Source organism: Methylocystis heyeri (genome assembly GCF_004802635.2).
GTDB lineage: Bacteria > Pseudomonadota > Alphaproteobacteria > Rhizobiales > Beijerinckiaceae > Methylocystis > Methylocystis heyeri.
This window is the reverse complement of the sequence record NZ_CP046052.1, coordinates 1848063-1863711: the sequence shown is the minus strand read 5'-3', so window position 1 is coordinate 1863711 and position 15649 is coordinate 1848063. Positions and strand designations below refer to the sequence as shown.

Annotated in this window: 15 protein-coding genes; 8 read left to right on the top strand and 7 right to left on the bottom strand. The window is 63.0% G+C overall.

The genetic code is table 11. From position 1 onward, the window contains the following. Window positions 1–132 precede the first annotated feature (132 nt). From H2LOC_RS08425 to H2LOC_RS08395, 7 genes are all read left to right on the top strand, one after another. A complete protein-coding gene (locus tag H2LOC_RS08425) occupies window positions 133–489 on the top strand; it encodes a DUF2946 family protein (protein ID WP_136495994.1) in 357 nt (118 codons plus the stop codon). A 375-nt stretch (window positions 490–864) separates the two neighbouring features. Further along, window positions 865–3387, top strand: coding sequence for a TonB-dependent receptor (locus H2LOC_RS08420; RefSeq protein WP_136495993.1), 2523 nt, complete (start codon window positions 865–867; stop codon window positions 3385–3387). Between the two features lie 73 nt (window positions 3388–3460). Further along, window positions 3461–3916, top strand: coding sequence for a TonB C-terminal domain-containing protein (locus tag H2LOC_RS08415; RefSeq protein WP_162009728.1), 456 nt, complete (start codon window positions 3461–3463; stop codon window positions 3914–3916). A gap of 13 nt (window positions 3917–3929) precedes the next feature. Then, entirely contained in the window at window positions 3930–5348 is a 1419-nt protein-coding gene (locus H2LOC_RS08410) for a PepSY-associated TM helix domain-containing protein (RefSeq protein ID WP_136495991.1), read from the top strand. 342 nt (window positions 5349–5690) lie between these two features. After that, a complete protein-coding gene (locus tag H2LOC_RS08405; protein WP_162009727.1) occupies window positions 5691–7667 on the top strand; it encodes a PQQ-dependent dehydrogenase, methanol/ethanol family in 1977 nt (658 codons plus the stop codon). A 73-nt stretch (window positions 7668–7740) separates the two neighbouring features. Then, window positions 7741–8625 carry a quinoprotein dehydrogenase-associated putative ABC transporter substrate-binding protein gene (locus H2LOC_RS08400; protein ID WP_162009726.1) on the top strand — a complete coding sequence of 295 codons (885 nt, stop codon included), beginning with the start codon at window positions 7741–7743 and terminating at the stop codon, window positions 8623–8625. 113 nt (window positions 8626–8738) lie between these two features. Then, window positions 8739–9089: a hypothetical protein gene (locus tag H2LOC_RS08395; protein ID WP_136495988.1), complete on the top strand. Its 351-nt coding sequence runs from the start codon at window positions 8739–8741 to the stop codon at window positions 9087–9089. 50 nt (window positions 9090–9139) lie between these two features. Here the strand turns inward: H2LOC_RS08395 and H2LOC_RS08390 are convergent, their stop codons facing one another. The 3 genes from H2LOC_RS08390 to H2LOC_RS08380 all read right to left on the bottom strand — a co-directional run bounded on the left by H2LOC_RS08390 (window position 9140) and on the right by H2LOC_RS08380 (window position 11404). Then, window positions 9140–10069: a hypothetical protein gene (locus tag H2LOC_RS08390; protein ID WP_136495987.1), complete on the bottom strand. Its 930-nt coding sequence runs from the start codon at window positions 10067–10069 to the stop codon at window positions 9140–9142. 82 nt (window positions 10070–10151) lie between these two features. Beyond that, window positions 10152–10640: a xanthine phosphoribosyltransferase gene (gene gpt / locus H2LOC_RS08385; protein ID WP_136495986.1), complete on the bottom strand. Its 489-nt coding sequence runs from the start codon at window positions 10638–10640 to the stop codon at window positions 10152–10154. Continuing rightward, window positions 10640–11404: a competence/damage-inducible protein A gene (locus tag H2LOC_RS08380; RefSeq protein ID WP_136495985.1), complete on the bottom strand. Its 765-nt coding sequence runs from the start codon at window positions 11402–11404 to the stop codon at window positions 10640–10642. Before H2LOC_RS08380 ends, gpt begins: the two co-directional genes overlap by 1 nt. 186 nt (window positions 11405–11590) lie before the next feature. Here H2LOC_RS08380 and H2LOC_RS08375 point away from each other — a divergent pair, with 186 nt between their 5' ends. Further along, complete coding sequence (locus H2LOC_RS08375) at window positions 11591–11932, top strand: hypothetical protein (protein WP_136495984.1); 342 nt, start codon at window positions 11591–11593, stop codon at window positions 11930–11932. A 62-nt stretch (window positions 11933–11994) separates the two neighbouring features. On the opposite strand, the gene H2LOC_RS08370 is transcribed toward H2LOC_RS08375, so the two are convergent. From H2LOC_RS08370 to hisC, 4 genes are all read right to left on the bottom strand, one after another. Next, window positions 11995–12846 (bottom strand): nucleotide-binding protein, encoded by an 852-nt coding sequence (locus H2LOC_RS08370; RefSeq protein ID WP_136495983.1) that lies wholly within the window; start codon window positions 12844–12846, stop codon window positions 11995–11997. Between the two features lie 99 nt (window positions 12847–12945). After that, window positions 12946–13413: a hypothetical protein gene (locus H2LOC_RS08365; protein ID WP_136495982.1), complete on the bottom strand. Its 468-nt coding sequence runs from the start codon at window positions 13411–13413 to the stop codon at window positions 12946–12948. Between the two features lie 212 nt (window positions 13414–13625). After that, entirely contained in the window at window positions 13626–14543 is a 918-nt protein-coding gene (locus tag H2LOC_RS08360; protein ID WP_202620551.1) for a prephenate/arogenate dehydrogenase family protein, read from the bottom strand. Continuing rightward, window positions 14540–15646 carry a histidinol-phosphate transaminase gene (gene hisC, locus H2LOC_RS08355; protein WP_136495981.1) on the bottom strand — a complete coding sequence of 369 codons (1107 nt, stop codon included), beginning with the start codon at window positions 15644–15646 and terminating at the stop codon, window positions 14540–14542. Before hisC ends, H2LOC_RS08360 begins: the two co-directional genes overlap by 4 nt. Between the last annotated feature and the right edge of the window lie 3 nt (window positions 15647–15649).

The window sequence follows — 15649 nt, the reverse complement described above, 5'->3', positions numbered from 1 at the left end:
CGCGACCGTCGCGCGGCCGATGTGGCCGGCGGGACACATGCTAGCGAAAAGTGAAGAGAGCCCGTCCCAGCGATTGCAACAGCCGAGCTAAGCCGCTAGGTTTTTTTGCTTCGTGGATGGGCTCTTACGCTGATGCGTGGTTTCTGGTTCAGGACGTGGTTCCTAGTGCTGGCGCTGGTCGTTCAGACCGCGGCTGGCGGAGCTTCTGTCTCCGGACCGATGACGCCCATGGATGGCGCCGCGGTTGCGCAGCATTGCGTCAATCACAGCGGCGACCAGGGCAATACCTCAGGCGAGCACAAGCACGATTGCCTGTCGTGCCCGTTCTGCGCGGCGAGCCTCCTCACCGCTTTCACCTTTGCCGCCGTCGCCCATGTTCTCGGCGAACGCGCCGCAGTCACGCTGGGCCCGCCGCCGCAATCGCTGGCGCCTTCTTCTCCGTCCAGCGCCCGTGCGCATCAGCCGAGAGCGCCGCCGGCCCTCGCCTGAGCCCAATCTTCCCCTGAGATACGCCGAGCCGCACGCCCGGCGCCGGTTCCGCCGAACGGAATCGTTCAGCGACCAGAACCGCGTCCGCCTGGAATGCATTCCGCAAGGCGCGACGAGAGCGGCGCATTCTCGCGGGGTCCGATCCGATCATCCAATCAAAAGAAAAAATCCGGGGTCCGAACGGCCGCGGCGCGCTTTGCGCGGTTTCTGCTCGAGCGCAATCGTCAGAGCGGGATAATCGCGCATCATCAAACTGCTGTAGCGCATTTTCATCGCGGGGGCCTTGTCGGCTCTCGCGGCGGTGCGCTCGAGCGCGCGCGGGCCTGACGGCCTTATGGGGGCGCCGCCTTGCACGCGGCGCGGGGAGTTTCCGTAATGCACCGCACTTGTCTTCTGCGCAGCGCTTCCGCTGTCGCGCTCGCCTTGTCTTTCGTCGTTCCCTCTCACGCCCAGGAGGCGCTGCCGACCATCGACGTCGGCGCGGCCGCTCCGCCGCCGGCTCCGGTCGTGGGCGCCGCTCCGCCGCCCTCCGCTCCGGGGCAGGCCGACAGCCTCGGCCACACCGGCAAGCCGTTCAGCGGCTCCTACCTGCCGGAAAGCGTCGCCCATGTCGCCGACGTCAGTTCGGCGACGCGAGAGGAGATAGAAAAGACCGTCAATGTCATGACCACCGCGGAGACCTTCAAATATCTCCCGAGCGTGCTGGTGCGCGAGCGTTACATCGGCGACCGCAACGCCACGGTGGAGGGGCGGGTCAACAATCCGCAGGACAGCGCCCGCACCATGGTCTTCGCCGATGGCGTGCTGTTGTCCAACTACCTCGGCAACAGCTACGCCTATCCGCCGCGCTGGGGCATGGTCTCGCCCACGGAAATAGAACGCATCGACGTGATCGCCGGGCCGTTTTCGGCGCTTTATCCAGGCAATTCGGTCAGCGGCGTCTATACGATCACGACCCGTATGCCGGAGAGTTTCGAGGCGCATTTCTCCGGCACCGGCGCGGTGCAGCCTTTCGGCTGGTTCCTGGAAAATTCGACCAATCTTTCCGGGGACATGAATATAGCGGTCGGCGACCGCATCAACGACTTCTCCTATTGGGTCACCTACGACCGGCTCGACGCACAGGGGCAGGCCCAGACCTTTTCCATGAACACCTTCAACACGAGCCCCGGCAAGAACGGATTGCTCGGCGCCTTTGGCGGGCAGTTCGCGGCCGACCAGAACGGCAACCTCAATCTCATCGGGGGATCGGCGGGCGCCGACCACAGCGAGCAGCACATGGGCAAGGTCAAGCTGGCCTATGATTTCTCGCCGACGACGCGGCTCACCTATCAGATCGGGTTCTGGTCGCTGGTGGACAACACCTTCGTCAACCCCTTCATGACCACGACCAGCGGGGTTCCGCTCTACAATCTCGGCAAGGGCACGCAGATCAACCTCGGCCCTTACGGCTACTATGGGCTTTCGGGCCTCAATCCGTCTCATTCCAACGCCTCGCATCTGATGCAGGCGGCCGAGCTGAAGAGCGACACCAAAGGCCTGTTCGATTACGATCTCGTCGCTACGCAGTATAATTTCCTGCGCGATTATTCGAACACGGCTTCCGCCTATGGCTTCATTCCCTCGGTCTCCACCAAGGGCGTGACGAGCTGGTCGATCAATCCCACCGGCTCGAACGTCAATCAGGGCGGCAATTTCTGGCGCACCTTCGACGCGCGCTTCATCTACCGTCCCGACCTCGATCTCTTCGGCCGGCACATCATATCCTTCGGCGGGCACGCCGACGTCTATTCGCTCAACACCGTGCAGACCAACACCGACGTATGGATGTCGAACTATTATTACGACATCCAGGCGGTGAACTACGGCAAGACCCAGACCAACGGCCTCTATATCCAGGACGAGTGGAAGTTCGCGCCACAATGGCGGCTCACGACCGGCGCGCGCGGGGATTTCTGGAGCGCCTTCGGCGGCGTGAACAATACGCTCGGCAAGGCGCCGCTCTATTCGCCTGAATCCGACAAGGGCGCCTTCGAACCCAAGGCGGCGCTGGAATATCAGGTCACGCCGGAATTCCTGCTGCGCGCCGCGTTCGGGCGCAATTATCGCTTCCCGACGGTCAGCGAATTGTTCCAGGCCATCAGCGGCCCGAACTCAATTCTCGTGAACAACCCCAATCTCCAACCCGAGTCCTCGACCGTTTACGATCTCACCGGCGAATATCATTGGGCCGACGCTTTTGGCGGCAAGGTCGGGCTCGTGGTCCCGCGCGTCAGCCTGTTCGAGGACGATCGCTGGAACTTCATCGCCAGCCAGACCGCCTTTTACACCGGCATACCCCTGACGCAGCAATACAACATCGACCAAGTGCGCTTCCGCGGCGTCGAGGGCGCGGTGGATATGAAGGACGTGTATTGGCGAGGGCTCAATTTCAACGCCAGCGCCACATTCACCGATTCCAAGACGCTGGCAGATAAGGCGCAGCCCTGGTACGACGGCATGCAGGTTCCGCGCGTGCCGCGCATCCGCATCCGCGCTGTGGGGAGCTACTCGCCAGACGATAAATGGACCTTCGCGGGCGGCGTGCGCTATGCGACCGGCTCCTTCGTTTCGCTCGCTAATACCGATTTCAACCACAATACCTATGGCACGACGGACAGCGAATATCTCGTTTTCGACGCGAAGGTGACCTACAAATTTGCGCCGAATTGGACCGCCACAGCCGGCATCGACAACATCGGGCGCTGGAAATATGTGGTCAATCCAAACCCCTATCCCGAGCGCACCTACTTCCTCGGCGTGAAATACGACATCGGGGGACCGGGCAATCCGGGCGGGGGAACGACGCTCGCCGGCGCCGACGCGCCCGGAACGAGCTCCGGACTCCATGCAAGATGATTTCAGGCTTCCCCGGGCCCGCATTCAGCGGGCCCGGGGGCGGAACAAACCATTGGTTCTGGAGAGGGATAAAATGAAACATCTGGCGTTGGGTCTCGCGGCGCTGGTCTTCGCCACATCCGCCTGGGCCGAAACCGGCCAGGGCGTTCCGCCGGCCGCGGAGCCCGCCGAAACCTCGAAGCCGGCGCCGCCCGCAGACAGCGCGACGCCGACCGCGCCGGCTCACGCCGGCAAGGCCAAGATGCATGTGGGGGGACGGGCCAAGGCCTACGAAATGCCGCGCAAGGCCTATGCGAAGACGCTGGCTGCCGAGATCAGGCGGCACACGCCGAAAATCGCCTCGCAGGAATCCGGCGTGGTGACAGTGGCCTTTACCGTCGGCGCATCGGGCAGGGTTGTTTCCCATACCGTCAAACACGCCTCGAACCCCGCGCTGGTCGCGGCGGTCGGCAAGATCCTGTCGTCGATCCAAACCCCTCCGCCGCCCGGCGGGTCTTTCACCGCCGAACAGGAATTCCGGTTCCGGTAACAGGAGAGAAGCGATGAATGCGATTGTTCGTCCCTTGGCCGGAGCTGATCCGGCCGCGAATTTCGGCGCCGCCTACCGCGTGGTGTGGCGCTGGCATTTCTATGCCGGGCTGTTCTGCCTGCCGTTCATTGTGGTGCTGTGCCTTTCCGGCGGGGTCTATCTGTTCAAGCCGCAGATCGACGCGTTCTTTGACCGGCCCTACGATCGTCTCGAGCTTGCAGGCGAAGCGAAGACGCTCGACCAGCAGGTCGAGGCCGCGCTCAAAGCCAATCCCGGCGCGCGGCTGAAAGCGCTGGAGCTGCGCAGCGATCCGACCGACGCCGCGCGGGTGCGGCTGATGACAGCGGAAGGGCGCGAACTGCGCGTGCTGGTGCGGCCCGATACGCTGGAGATCATGAAGACGGAGGCGGAAAAAAGCCGTCTGACCACGCTGATGCACGACATTCACGGCGAATTGCTGATCGGCGAGCCGGGGGCGATTGCGGTTGAGCTCGCGGGGGCGTGGGCGATCATAATGGTGATCACAGGGCTGTATCTGTGGTGGCCGCGCTCGCACAATGGTCTTGCGGGGGTCCTCTATCCGCGGCTTTCGGCTGGCGGGCGCGTCTTTCTGCGCGACCTTCACGCCGTAACCGGCGTTTGGCTTTCTTTCTTCGCCATGTTCTTCCTCATCACGGCGCTGCCATGGACCAAGGTCTGGGGCGAGGGTTTCAAATATGCGCGCAGCATCGGCCAGCAGCATGAGGTGCGGCAGGACTGGACCACGGGACCGGCTTCGGAGCAGACGGGCAGGATGGCGGAGTTCCGCAACGCGCCGCCCGCCGCAGAGGACGAGCACGCGGAACATCGCGCGGCGGGTCACGCCGGCCACGGCGGAATGCGGCCGTCGATCGCGGGCTTCGATGAAATCGCGGCCCAGGTCCTGCCGCTGAAGCTCGCCGACCCGGTGTATGTTTCTCCGCCCTCGCCGAAACGGCCCAACTGGGTGGTGCGTTCGGACGCGCAGAACCGGCCGCTGCGCACGACGCTGGAGTTCGACCCCAAGAGCTTCGAACAGATCAAGGAGAGCTCGTTCTCAGAACGTCCGCTGCTCGATCGCGTGCTCGGCGTCGGCATCGCCGCGCATGAGGGCCAGCTCTTCGGCTGGTTCAACCAGCTGCTCGGCCTGCTCACGGCGATCGGCTATCTCGTGCTGGTCGTTTCCGGCGCGCTGATGTGGTGGCGTCGCCGGCCGCAGGGCGTGCTGGGCGCGCCGCCGGCGCTTTCCTCTCCGCCGCGCCTCGCGCCTTTCGTTATCGCCGTGGCGGTCGTCCTCGGCGTGCTGCTGCCGACGCTCGGCCTGTCGCTCGTCGCGGTTCTGGCGATCGAGGCGCTGCTGAAGCGCTATTCGCCCAAAGCGAGCGCTTGGCTGGGCTTCCCTTCGGCCCGGTAAGCCACGCTATATAGTCTCAGCATTTGGCGCGCTGTCCGAGGCCGGGCGGCGCGCCTTTTTTCGTGCATAGCGCTTCGGGCCTGAAACGCCTGATAGACCTGGCGATACAGCACGAAGTCGAAATCGGAAATTGTCAAAAATACGTCAATTTTTACCAGATGTTAGTAGCTCTAGCGTCGCATTAATGCCGCATTCTGCTCATAGACCAGAAACATTGTTTCTAGAGTGTTACTACATTGTTTCTTCAACTGCTGGTTAACTATGAGATTTATGCTTTGACCGGCCCCAGTAATGAGGGCGACCGCCGGGTTTATTCTGGATCCCATGAGAGGGCTTGAACGGATGAATAATCGCTACGCCATGCAAACGAAAAATTTAACCGGCTTGCGCCGGGCCGCCAAAGGCTGTCTCGACATATCTGTCCTCGCCCTTTCTGTCTTCGTCGGCGGCGTTTGGGCTGGCTCCGCGGCGGCGCAGGCGGCGCCTCCCCAGACCGGGGCCGAGTGGTGGACCGCGGGCGGCACGCAGCAGGGAACCCGGTATAGCGGCCTGAAGGAAATCACCGCAGCGAATGCAGGCGGACTGACCGAGGAGTTTTCCTACCCTACCGGCGTCAAGAACAGCCATCAGGGCAGTCCTCTCGTCGTCGGAAACACGCTCTATATCGTCACGCCGTTCCCGAACAATCTGATTTCGGTCGACCTGTCGTCGCACTCGCAGAACTGGATCTACGCCGGTAACGCGGCGCAATTCTCCAAAGGCCTGACCTGCTGCGACGTCGTCAACCGCGGCGGCGCCTATGGCGTCGTCAACGGCAAGGGCGTCGTCGTCTACACCCTGCTGGACGGCCATGTCGTTGCGGTCGACGCCTCGACCGGCAAGGAGGTCTGGAAGGTCAAGGTCGCCGATCCCTGGACTGGCGAAACGCTGAACACGGCTCCGATTATCGCCAACGACAAGGTCATTTTCGGCAGTTCGGGATCCGAAATGGGCGTGCGCGGTTCGGTGCGGGCCCTGAACCTCGCGACCGGCAAGCTGGCGTGGCAGGCCTACGCCACCGGGCCCGACGCCGACGTGCTGATCGATTCGTCCACCAAACCCTGGTTCCAAAAGGACAAGGGGGCAAATCTCGGGACGACGACATGGCCCGGTTCGCTCTGGAAGCAGGGCGGAGGAACGTCCTGGGCGTGGATCACCCATGATCCCGACACCAACACGGTTTTCTACGGAACTTCGCAGCCCGGCACCTTCAATCCGACGATGCGGCAGCTCTCGCCGGGAACGCCGGGCGACAATAAATGGGCGGCCTCCATCTTCGCCCGTGACGCCGATACCGGCAAGGCGAAATGGGTCTATCAGCTCGTGCCCTGGGACAATTGGGATTATGACGCGGTCAACGAAAGCACCGTCGTGGATCTCCCGCTCGGCGCCGGCGGCGCGTTGCGCCGCGTTGTCGTCCATTTCAACAAGGACGGCTTCGCCTATATTCTCGACGCCGCGACCGGGCAGCTGGTCAGCGCGAATCCCTTCAGCGACGCCAACTGGGCGACCGGCATCGATCTCAACACCGGTTATCCGAACGTTGTTTCCTCCAAGCTCACCCAGGAAGGCCAGAGGACCGACTACATCTGTCCGTCGGCTTTCGGCGCGAAGGACTGGGAATATTCGGCTTTTTCGCCCGTCACCGGCCTCTTTTACTTCGGCGCGCACAATATGTGCATGAACTACGAGCCGCTCAGGGTGAACTATATCGCCGGGACGCCGTTCACCGGCGCCGATGTCGGCATCGTGCCTCACAAGGACGCGCAGGGCGCCATCGAGCCCAATCTCGGCGAGTTCGTCGCCTTTGATCCGGTCAAAGGCCAGCGCAAATGGACCATCAAGGAAAACACGCCGGTCTTTGGCGGCGCGCTGGTCACAGCGGGCAATGTCGTCTTCTACGGCACTCTCGATAAGAAGTTCAAAGCCGTCGACGCCAATACCGGCGTCGAGCTGTTCTCCGCCATTCTCGAATGCGGCGTGACGTCGGCGCCGATCACTTTCACCGGAAGCGACGGCAAGCAGAGAGTCGCCATCACCACCGGGCTCGGACGTCTCAACGGCGCATTTTCGGGCAGCGGCCCGTGTCCGGCGATTTCATCGGGCGAGTCCTCCGCGACGGTTTCGCCGCAGACGAAAATGGCGAAATCCTATGCGGGGGACGCGGAAGGGGAGAACGCGACTTCGGCCGCTCCTCATCATGTCGTTTCGGCGCATACGGTCGGCGCGGCGGCGACTGCTCCGACCACCGGCTTTGTCCATGTGTTCAAGCTCCCCTGAGCCATCGACGCCGCCGCGCCCGACGCGGCGGCTCATAACGGGGTCTTTTAATTTTCACATGAGGCAACGCGCCATGCTGCAAATTCACAACGCCTTGGCCGGCGTCATCGCCGCCATCGGCTCTGCGGCGCTCCTTGCGTCGTCGGCTTATGGAGGAGATGGGTCGCCAGAGTCCAAAACAAGGCTGACGGTCTGCGCCGATCCGGGAAATCTGCCTTATTCCAATAAGGCCCGGGAGGGTTTCGAGAATAAGATCGCGCAGATTCTGGCCGACGACCTCCATATGGAGCTCGATTATTTCTGGTTCGCCGAGCACAAGGGATTTCTGGGCCGCACCCTGCTGATAAATCGGTGCGATGCGGTCATCAGCGTTCCCAACGGTCTGTCTCTGGTTGCGACGACGCGCCCATATTTCTCATCGAGCTATGTCGTGGTGATGAGATCCGGCGACGACAGACGCTTCTCGTCCTTCGACGACGCCTGGCTGCAAAAAGCGCGTATCGGATTACAACTGGTCGGCAATGAAGGCGCGACCACGCCGCCGGCCGTAGCGCTTTCACGGCGCGGCGCCAATAAGAATATCACGCCCTTTCCGATGTGGTCGGAGGAAGAGACGGGCTCGCCCCAGGGCGAAATCGTCAAAGCCGTAGTGGACGGAGGGATCGACGTCGCCTTCGTCTGGGGGCCCTTCGGGGGCTATTTCGCAAAAGCGCATGGAAGCGAGCTTGGGGTCGAGGCCGTTCTCGACGATCCCAAATCGCCCGACCAGACTTTCGTGTTCCCTATGTCCATCGGGGTCAGAAAATCCGACGCCGTTCTTAAAGACCGGCTCCAGGAAGCGCTCGACCGCCACGAGGCCGAGATCGCGACGATCCTGAAAGACTACGGAATTCCCACGGTCGGTTCTCCGCCGAAAGCGGAGCGGGCGGCGGATGCTTCGCCGCGCGACAATCATTAGCCCGTTCACGAAAAGCGCGAAGCGGTTTTCGGTGAAGCCTGCGTAATCAATGGCCTGAGAAATAAATTCGGCTGTGTTCAAACTCGGCGCTCTTGCGCCTGGAGGATTGTTTAATGCGCACAATCAGCTTCTACGTCGCATTTGGGATGATCGCGTCTTCGCTGGGTTCGGCCCATGCTCTCGACGCCGTTGGAGAAGGCCGCAGGGCCTGGCTGCGTTTCAACTGCTATGGATGCCATGGCGGCAATGGCGCGGGCGGCATGGGGCCGAACATCCAGCACACGGAGGCCGGCGACGTCAGCAGCGCCATGTGGGGCGACGCCAGGGAAGGCGGCATGAGGTCTTTCGCGGGCACGGGCGCCACCTTGCAGGACGCCTCCAATATCGCGAAATATCTCGCGTCCATCGGCACGGCGCGCGAACCGAAATGGCTCCAATGGTGGGTTCCGGTCCCGCATAAGTAAGGTTCGGGGGAGGCTGTCCCGAACAGCCGCCTCGCCTGTGTTCCGTTGTTTCAGAGGATTTCCCGGAAACCCGTCTGCAACAGGACGTTCATCACGCCGCGGATATCTGTTTTGGCGCAGAAGCCGACCAGATTATCCCAGCCGTCGAGCTCGCGGTTCTTGTCGAATTCATGGGATTTGATCGCATAGTGGATTATCCGGCGGTCCAGCATGGCGTTGACGCGGTTCGCATAGAAGGTGGCGGCTTCGGGAGAAGCCATCACCGGAAAAGGTTCGGTTCCGCCGTTGGCCATGTTGAATTTTACGTCCATCTCCTGATGCGCGTAGCCGTTCCGGTTTATGTTGAGGCACAAGGCTATCTGGTCGTTGAAGAAACTGTCGTAGCGACTTCCGACGAAGGCGATGTCTTCGGCGAAGGTCCGGGACATGTGCCGCGCCATATCGCGAGAGAGAGCCACATTCCCGAAACTGAAATAGGCGGGGGAATATTTCAGCGGCGTCGCCACCGGATATCCGCTGTAGATAATCTTGTGTCCCGTCGCCGGCAGCCCGCGGCTTTCCAGCATCGCGCCGAGATCGACGTCGTGCGGAGGCCCCCAGGCGGGCCTGGCGATGACCGCCTCGGTCGCCGCCGCCGTCTCGATCAGATCCGTCAACGGCCCAACCGACAACAGATCCGCATCCATGATCAGCGCAACGTCGGCGGTGTGCTCATGCAGGATGCATTGGAGACGCGTGCCGACATAACTGTAGGACTCGAACAAATCCCGGTCGACCCATCGGAATTCCACCGGATAGTCCTTCGCCCAGCTCAACAGCGGGCTCGAAAAATCCTCGGCGGTGTCGAGGCTGACGGTGAAGATCACCCGCCAGTCGCCGGGAAAACGAGCGTTCCTGGCCAATGAACGCACGAGCGCATGGCTCATCGTCGCAAAGTTGCGGTTGAGACTGATGCGGACGTGGATTTCAGTGCTTGTCACTAAGCAACCTCGAAAGGGCGGGCTGGGTGGAGTGCTCAGGCGGCAAATCGCGGCTGCCGGGGCGGCAGCCGCCCTGGACGGGCTAGCTCTTCGCCTTGGCGATGGGAGCCTGGAAGCTCAGGCCGGTGTCCCAGGGGAAATATATCCAGGTGTCCTGCGCTACTTCGCGCACGAAAGCATCCACCAGCGGAAGTCCCTGCGGCTTGGCGTAGACGGTGGCGAAATAGGCCTGCGGCAGCATTTCGCGCAGGAGCTTCGCGGTTGCGCCCGTATCGACCAGATCGTCGATGATGAGCACTTCGGAGCTCGGGCGGGCGGTAAGCTCGGGCGACGGCGGCTTCAGCACTGCGAGTTCTCCGCGCTCGGTTTCCTCATGGTAGCTCGCGACGCAGACAGTATCGACCACCCTGATGCCGAGTTCGCGCGCGATCACTCCGGCGGGGAACAGGCCGCCGCGCGTCACCGCCGCAATGGCGGAAAAGCCGCCCCGGTTCGCGAGGCGGCCGGCCAGCGCGCGGGTGTCGGCATGGAAGGCGTCCCAGGAGAGCGCGAGAATCTTGCGGTTTTCCATCAGCACCCCGGGGGCCGGTCGTTGGTCTTTCCCGTGAGCATGGCTAGCACGGCTTCCTTGGCCAAGGCCAGTGGTTCGGAATCGCGTGAGCGCAGGACGATCTGATTGCGGACGCCGTCGCTGGAGAAATGCGGATAGGAGCCGATGCTCACCTGCGGCCACGCCTCCGCCAGCGCCCCCAGCTCCCTGGCGTAGCGCCCCTCGGGGATAGAACCCGCGTCGACGGTCTCCACCAGCACCCGCGCGCCGGTCCTGAGCTTCAGCGCCACCGCGTCGAGCATGGCCTGCATGATGACCGGCACGCCGGCCATGACGATCACATTGCCGATCATGAAGCCGGGCGCTTTCGATATGGCGTTTTCGATCAGCTCCGCGCCCAGAGGAATCCGCGCCATCCGTCGGCGCGCTTCGTTGAGCTGGTCGGGCCTTATCCGCTCCAGCAGCATGGCGATGGCGGCGGGGTTTTCCTCAATGCCGACGGCGAAAGCCTTCGCCATGGCGTCGGCGGTGATGTCGTCGTGGGTCGGCCCGATGCCTCCCGTCGTAAAGACGTAATCATAGCGGGCGCGCAGCGCATTTACGGCCCCGACGATTTCTTCCTCCAAGTCGGGAACAACCCTTATCTCGCGAAGATCGACCCCGACCCGAGCGAGATAATTCGCGATATAGTGGCTGTTGGCGTCCTGCGTGCGGCCGGAGAGTATCTCGTCCCCAATCACGAGAACCGCCGCCGTAACCTGTTCCTGCTGCGGCGCAGAGGTCATTTTTCTTTCCCCGGATCCAGTCGCGCGATCATATGCCGGCTGGAGCGCGGGGCAAGAGCCCCCGCGTTTGGACCAAATTGTGATTTGCGCCGCTTTTGCTGTAGCGTCTCGGGGCGAACAAAGACGTAGAACCGGCGTGCAGTCGCGCTATCTGATTGCACGCATGTTTCTTTCGAGGAGGAATCGATGAAAACGAGCACTGTTGGCCTGGTGGGCGCCGTGACGGCTTTGGCCGCCGGAGCGGTCGGGGCGGCCCAGGCAAAAGAAGTGGAAGAACTTTTTACGCCCCGCTCATATGCCGAGCTGTTGCAGCCTATTCCCAATGCGGTCGCGCTGCTCGACGCCGCCGACTCCTTGCACGCCTCGAAGTCCCAGGAGCGGGACGCCGAGATGCAGCTCGCCCAATATTATTATTATCCCCACCATCATCACCACCACCATCACCATTGGCGTTGGCGTCACCACCACCATCATCACCATCATCACTGGCGGCGCTACCATCACCACCACCATCACAATTATTATTGAGGTCGGGCGGAATGCGTTTCCTCGCCGCGCCGTGAAGGGTGGCGAGCGCCATGGGCGCCGGCCTACTGCTCGATCTGAAACCCTAGAAACGGCAAGGCGGGGGTGAGATTTTCGCCGAAATCGCGAAGGAACTTCGCGATATGCGCGCGCTCGGTAATCGAGAGGATTCCCGCCTTCTCGGCGCGCGTAAAACGAATGTTCTCGGCGTCGAGCTTGGCGAATGTGCCCGAGGGCAGGGCGGGAAACTCGATTTCGACGCCGCCGGCGTCGAGCAGCGCTTTGCGCGTCTTGCCGCCTTTCGCCTCGCCCTTCGCGTCGACGAAGCCGTACCAGAAAGGAAAATCCCCCGGCGGTTTTCCGTGTTTGAGATTGATGACCGCTACATGGTCGGCCCGGTCTCCCACGAGACTGAGCCAGCGGGCCACAGACTGCGCGGCGCCCACGTCCGGCGAAACGACATGGAACACCGTAAGCCGGTAGCCATGCGCCTCGAAAGCGTCGATGAGTCCGTCGAGCCCTTCGCCGCTGTCGACGATGCGGGTGAGATCGGCCAGCAGGCCTCCGGCGAGATCGTGGATATAGAGCGCTTCGCCCGTTTCGATCGAATCGAGCAGTATGTTGCGCTCATTCTCTGCGCGGCCGTTGTAATAGCCGACGCCGGCGACGGGATCCTGCTCGCGTTCGATAGCCCCGTTTTCGCCGCGCGTTCCGAGCACGCGCACCGTGGCGCCGACGCTGCCGTCAGCGTCGTAGGCGGCGACGCGTTTGCCCTTTGAGCGCAGATAATCCACCAGCGTTCGGGTGAACACGGATTTGCCGACGCCGCCCTTTTCATTGGCGATCATCGCGACGCGCTTTATCGTGTCCAGCGACGCGGGCGTCCGGAATCTTGTCGTTTTGGGGGCGGTCGCCATGCCGGTTGAACCTTTCCTGTCGGGCGCCTCGGGAAAACTCTTCGTTCGGCTCGTTGCGATGCTTGTCGTTCGAACGACTCCGTTCGGGCGAAAGGAGCGTTAGACGTCTTCGTCGAACCGATGGCCGAGAACATCGCTCGCCTGTCGCCTTCGCATCGGCATGGAGGGAGGAGCGGCAATGAGAAGCGACGCGCGCGCCGGTTCGGCGCGTTGCGTGACGCGCGGCGTCGGCGCCGGCGCAGAGGCGGCCTTCGTCTCGCGCGCAGTCGGAGCGGGCGGCGGCTTCTTCTTTTTGACAGGCCTGCGCGGCGCGAATTCGGCCATATATTTCATCAATGTACGTGCGGAGATTTCGAAGCCGTGCTCGCGCATGACCTCGGCGAGTTCCGCGCCGCTGTATCCCTTGGCGCGAAAGGCGAGCAGATCTGAACGCAATTGCGCGACCGCGGCCTTGAGCGGGCTGCGCGGAGTCGCCGCGCGTTTTTTCGGCGCCGCGCGCAAGGCGGAACGCAAGGCGAGAACCTTATCCTCGGGAGGCTTTTTCGCCGGCGGAGTCCTGGCCGTCATCATCGCTTTCTTCGCAGCTCTCCAAGCGCGCGAAACCGACCGCAACCGCCTCGGCGATTGCGTTGATTTTCCTTCGCGCACAACGCTTTATGCGTCAAGTGATGCGGCGGAAAGGCGGCATAATTAGGACCATTGCGGCGCGAATGGAAGGCTTCCTCGCGCAACTGTGGAAAGCGCGAGGCGCGCGCGAAAGCCCGCTGGCTTAGCGCTTTTTAATGGGTGCGGCCGAAGTCCGGCGCCGCGGTGTCCTGGCCCTGTTCCACAATGCCGCGTCTGATCGCACGGGTGCGGGTGAAAAGATCGAACAGACCTTGTCCGTCGCCCTTCTCGATCATGCTGCGCAGCGCATCGAGATCGGCGTTGAAGCGCGACAGCATTTCGAGCACGGCTTCCCGGTTGTTGAGGAAGATGTCTCGCCACATCGTGGGGTCGGAGGCCGCGATGCGGGTGAAGTCGCGAAAGCCGGAGGCGGAGAATTTGATGACCTCCGACTGCGTGACCTGTTCGAGATGCGCCGCCGTGCCGACGATATTGAAAGCAATCAGATGCGGCAGATGGCTCGTGACCGCGAGCGCGAGGTCGTGGTGCTCGGTCGTCATGGTTTCGACCTTGGCGCCGAGCCTTTTCCAGAATTCGGCCGTCGCCTCGACAGCGTCGCCTCCCGCCCTGGCGGGCGTGAGAATGCACCAGCGATTTTGAAACAGCGTCGCAAACCCCGCGTCGGGACCGGAATATTCCGTGCCGGCGAGCGGATGGGCGGGAATGAAATGCACGCCATGCGGCACATGCGGCGCGATCTGGGCGACGACCGAGCCCTTGACCGATCCGACGTCGGAGAGCACCGCGCCGGTTTCGAGATAGGGCGCGACCGTCTTTGCGACCGCGCCGATGACGCCGACCGGAACGCACAGTATAACGAGATCGGCGCCCTTCAAGGCGCGCTCCATATCGCCGCCGGCGTCGTCGGCTATGCCGAGCTCCCGCACCCGCGCCAGCACCTGCGGCGAGGCGTCGAGCGCGGAGATTTCCTGCACGGCCCTGGAAGCCCGCGCGGCCCTGGCGATCGACGAGCCGATGAGACCGAGGCCGATGAGGCAGAGTTTCTTGAAGAGCGGCTCGGTCAGGCTCATCTCGCGCCTTTCATAAAGTCCTTCAGCGCCGCTACCACGCGCTCATTGGCTTCATCAGGCCCGACGGTCAGGCGCAGAAACTGCGGCATTCCATAGGCGCCGATCGCGCGCAGGATGAGTCCGCGCCCGGTGAGATATTTATCGGCGTCGGCCGCGCGCAGGCCGTTCTGTTCAGGAAAACGGATGGCGATGAAGTTTCCCGCGCTCGGCAGCACGTCGAGGCCCAGCGCCGAGATGTTCTGCGAGAGCCACGGCAGCCATTTGGCGTTATGGGCCACGGCGGCGGCGATGTGCTCGCGGTCCTGCAGCGCCGCTATTCCGGCGGCGGAGGCGGGGCTCGAAACATTGAAGGGCGAGCGGATGCGCTCCAGCGCATCGATCACATGCTTCGGGCCGTAGCCCCAGCCGAGGCGCAGGCCCGCAAGGCCATAGATCTTCGAGAAGGTGCGGGTCATGACGACATTCTCGCGCGCCGAGGCCAGCGCGACGCCGGCCTCGTAATCCTCGGCCTGCACATATTCCGCATAGGCGGCGTCGAGCACCAGGAGCACCTGCGGCGGCAGGGCGTCGGCGAGTCGCGCGACTTCCCTCGCCGGAAGATAGGTTCCGGTGGGATTGTTGGGGTTGGCGAGAAAGACGATCTTGGTCTTCTCTGTCACCTGCTCCAGAATCGCGTCGACATTGGCGGTGTAATTGTCCTCCGGCGCGATTTTGGGCGTCGCGCCGGCGGCGATGATGACGATCTTATATTCGAGGAAGCCGTATTGGCTGTAGACGCCCTCGTCGCCTCGCCCGAGATAGGCGATCGCGAGCAGTTCGAGAATCTGGTCGGAGCCGGCTCCCGCGATGATGCGGGCGGGATCGAGGCCGTGGCGCTCGCCGATGGCCTGGCGCAGCAGGCTTGAAGAGCCTTCCGGATAATCGGCGATCTGCGGCGCGAGATCGCGCACCGCCTCCACTGCGCGGGGAGAGGGACCGAGCGGAGTCTCGTTGGCGGAGAGCTTATAGACGCGCGCGCCGCCGAGGACATGGGACGCCGCGCTCTTGCCGGGCACGTAAGCGTCGATGTTCATCAATTCGGCCCGTGGCGCGGGTCTGGTCATGGC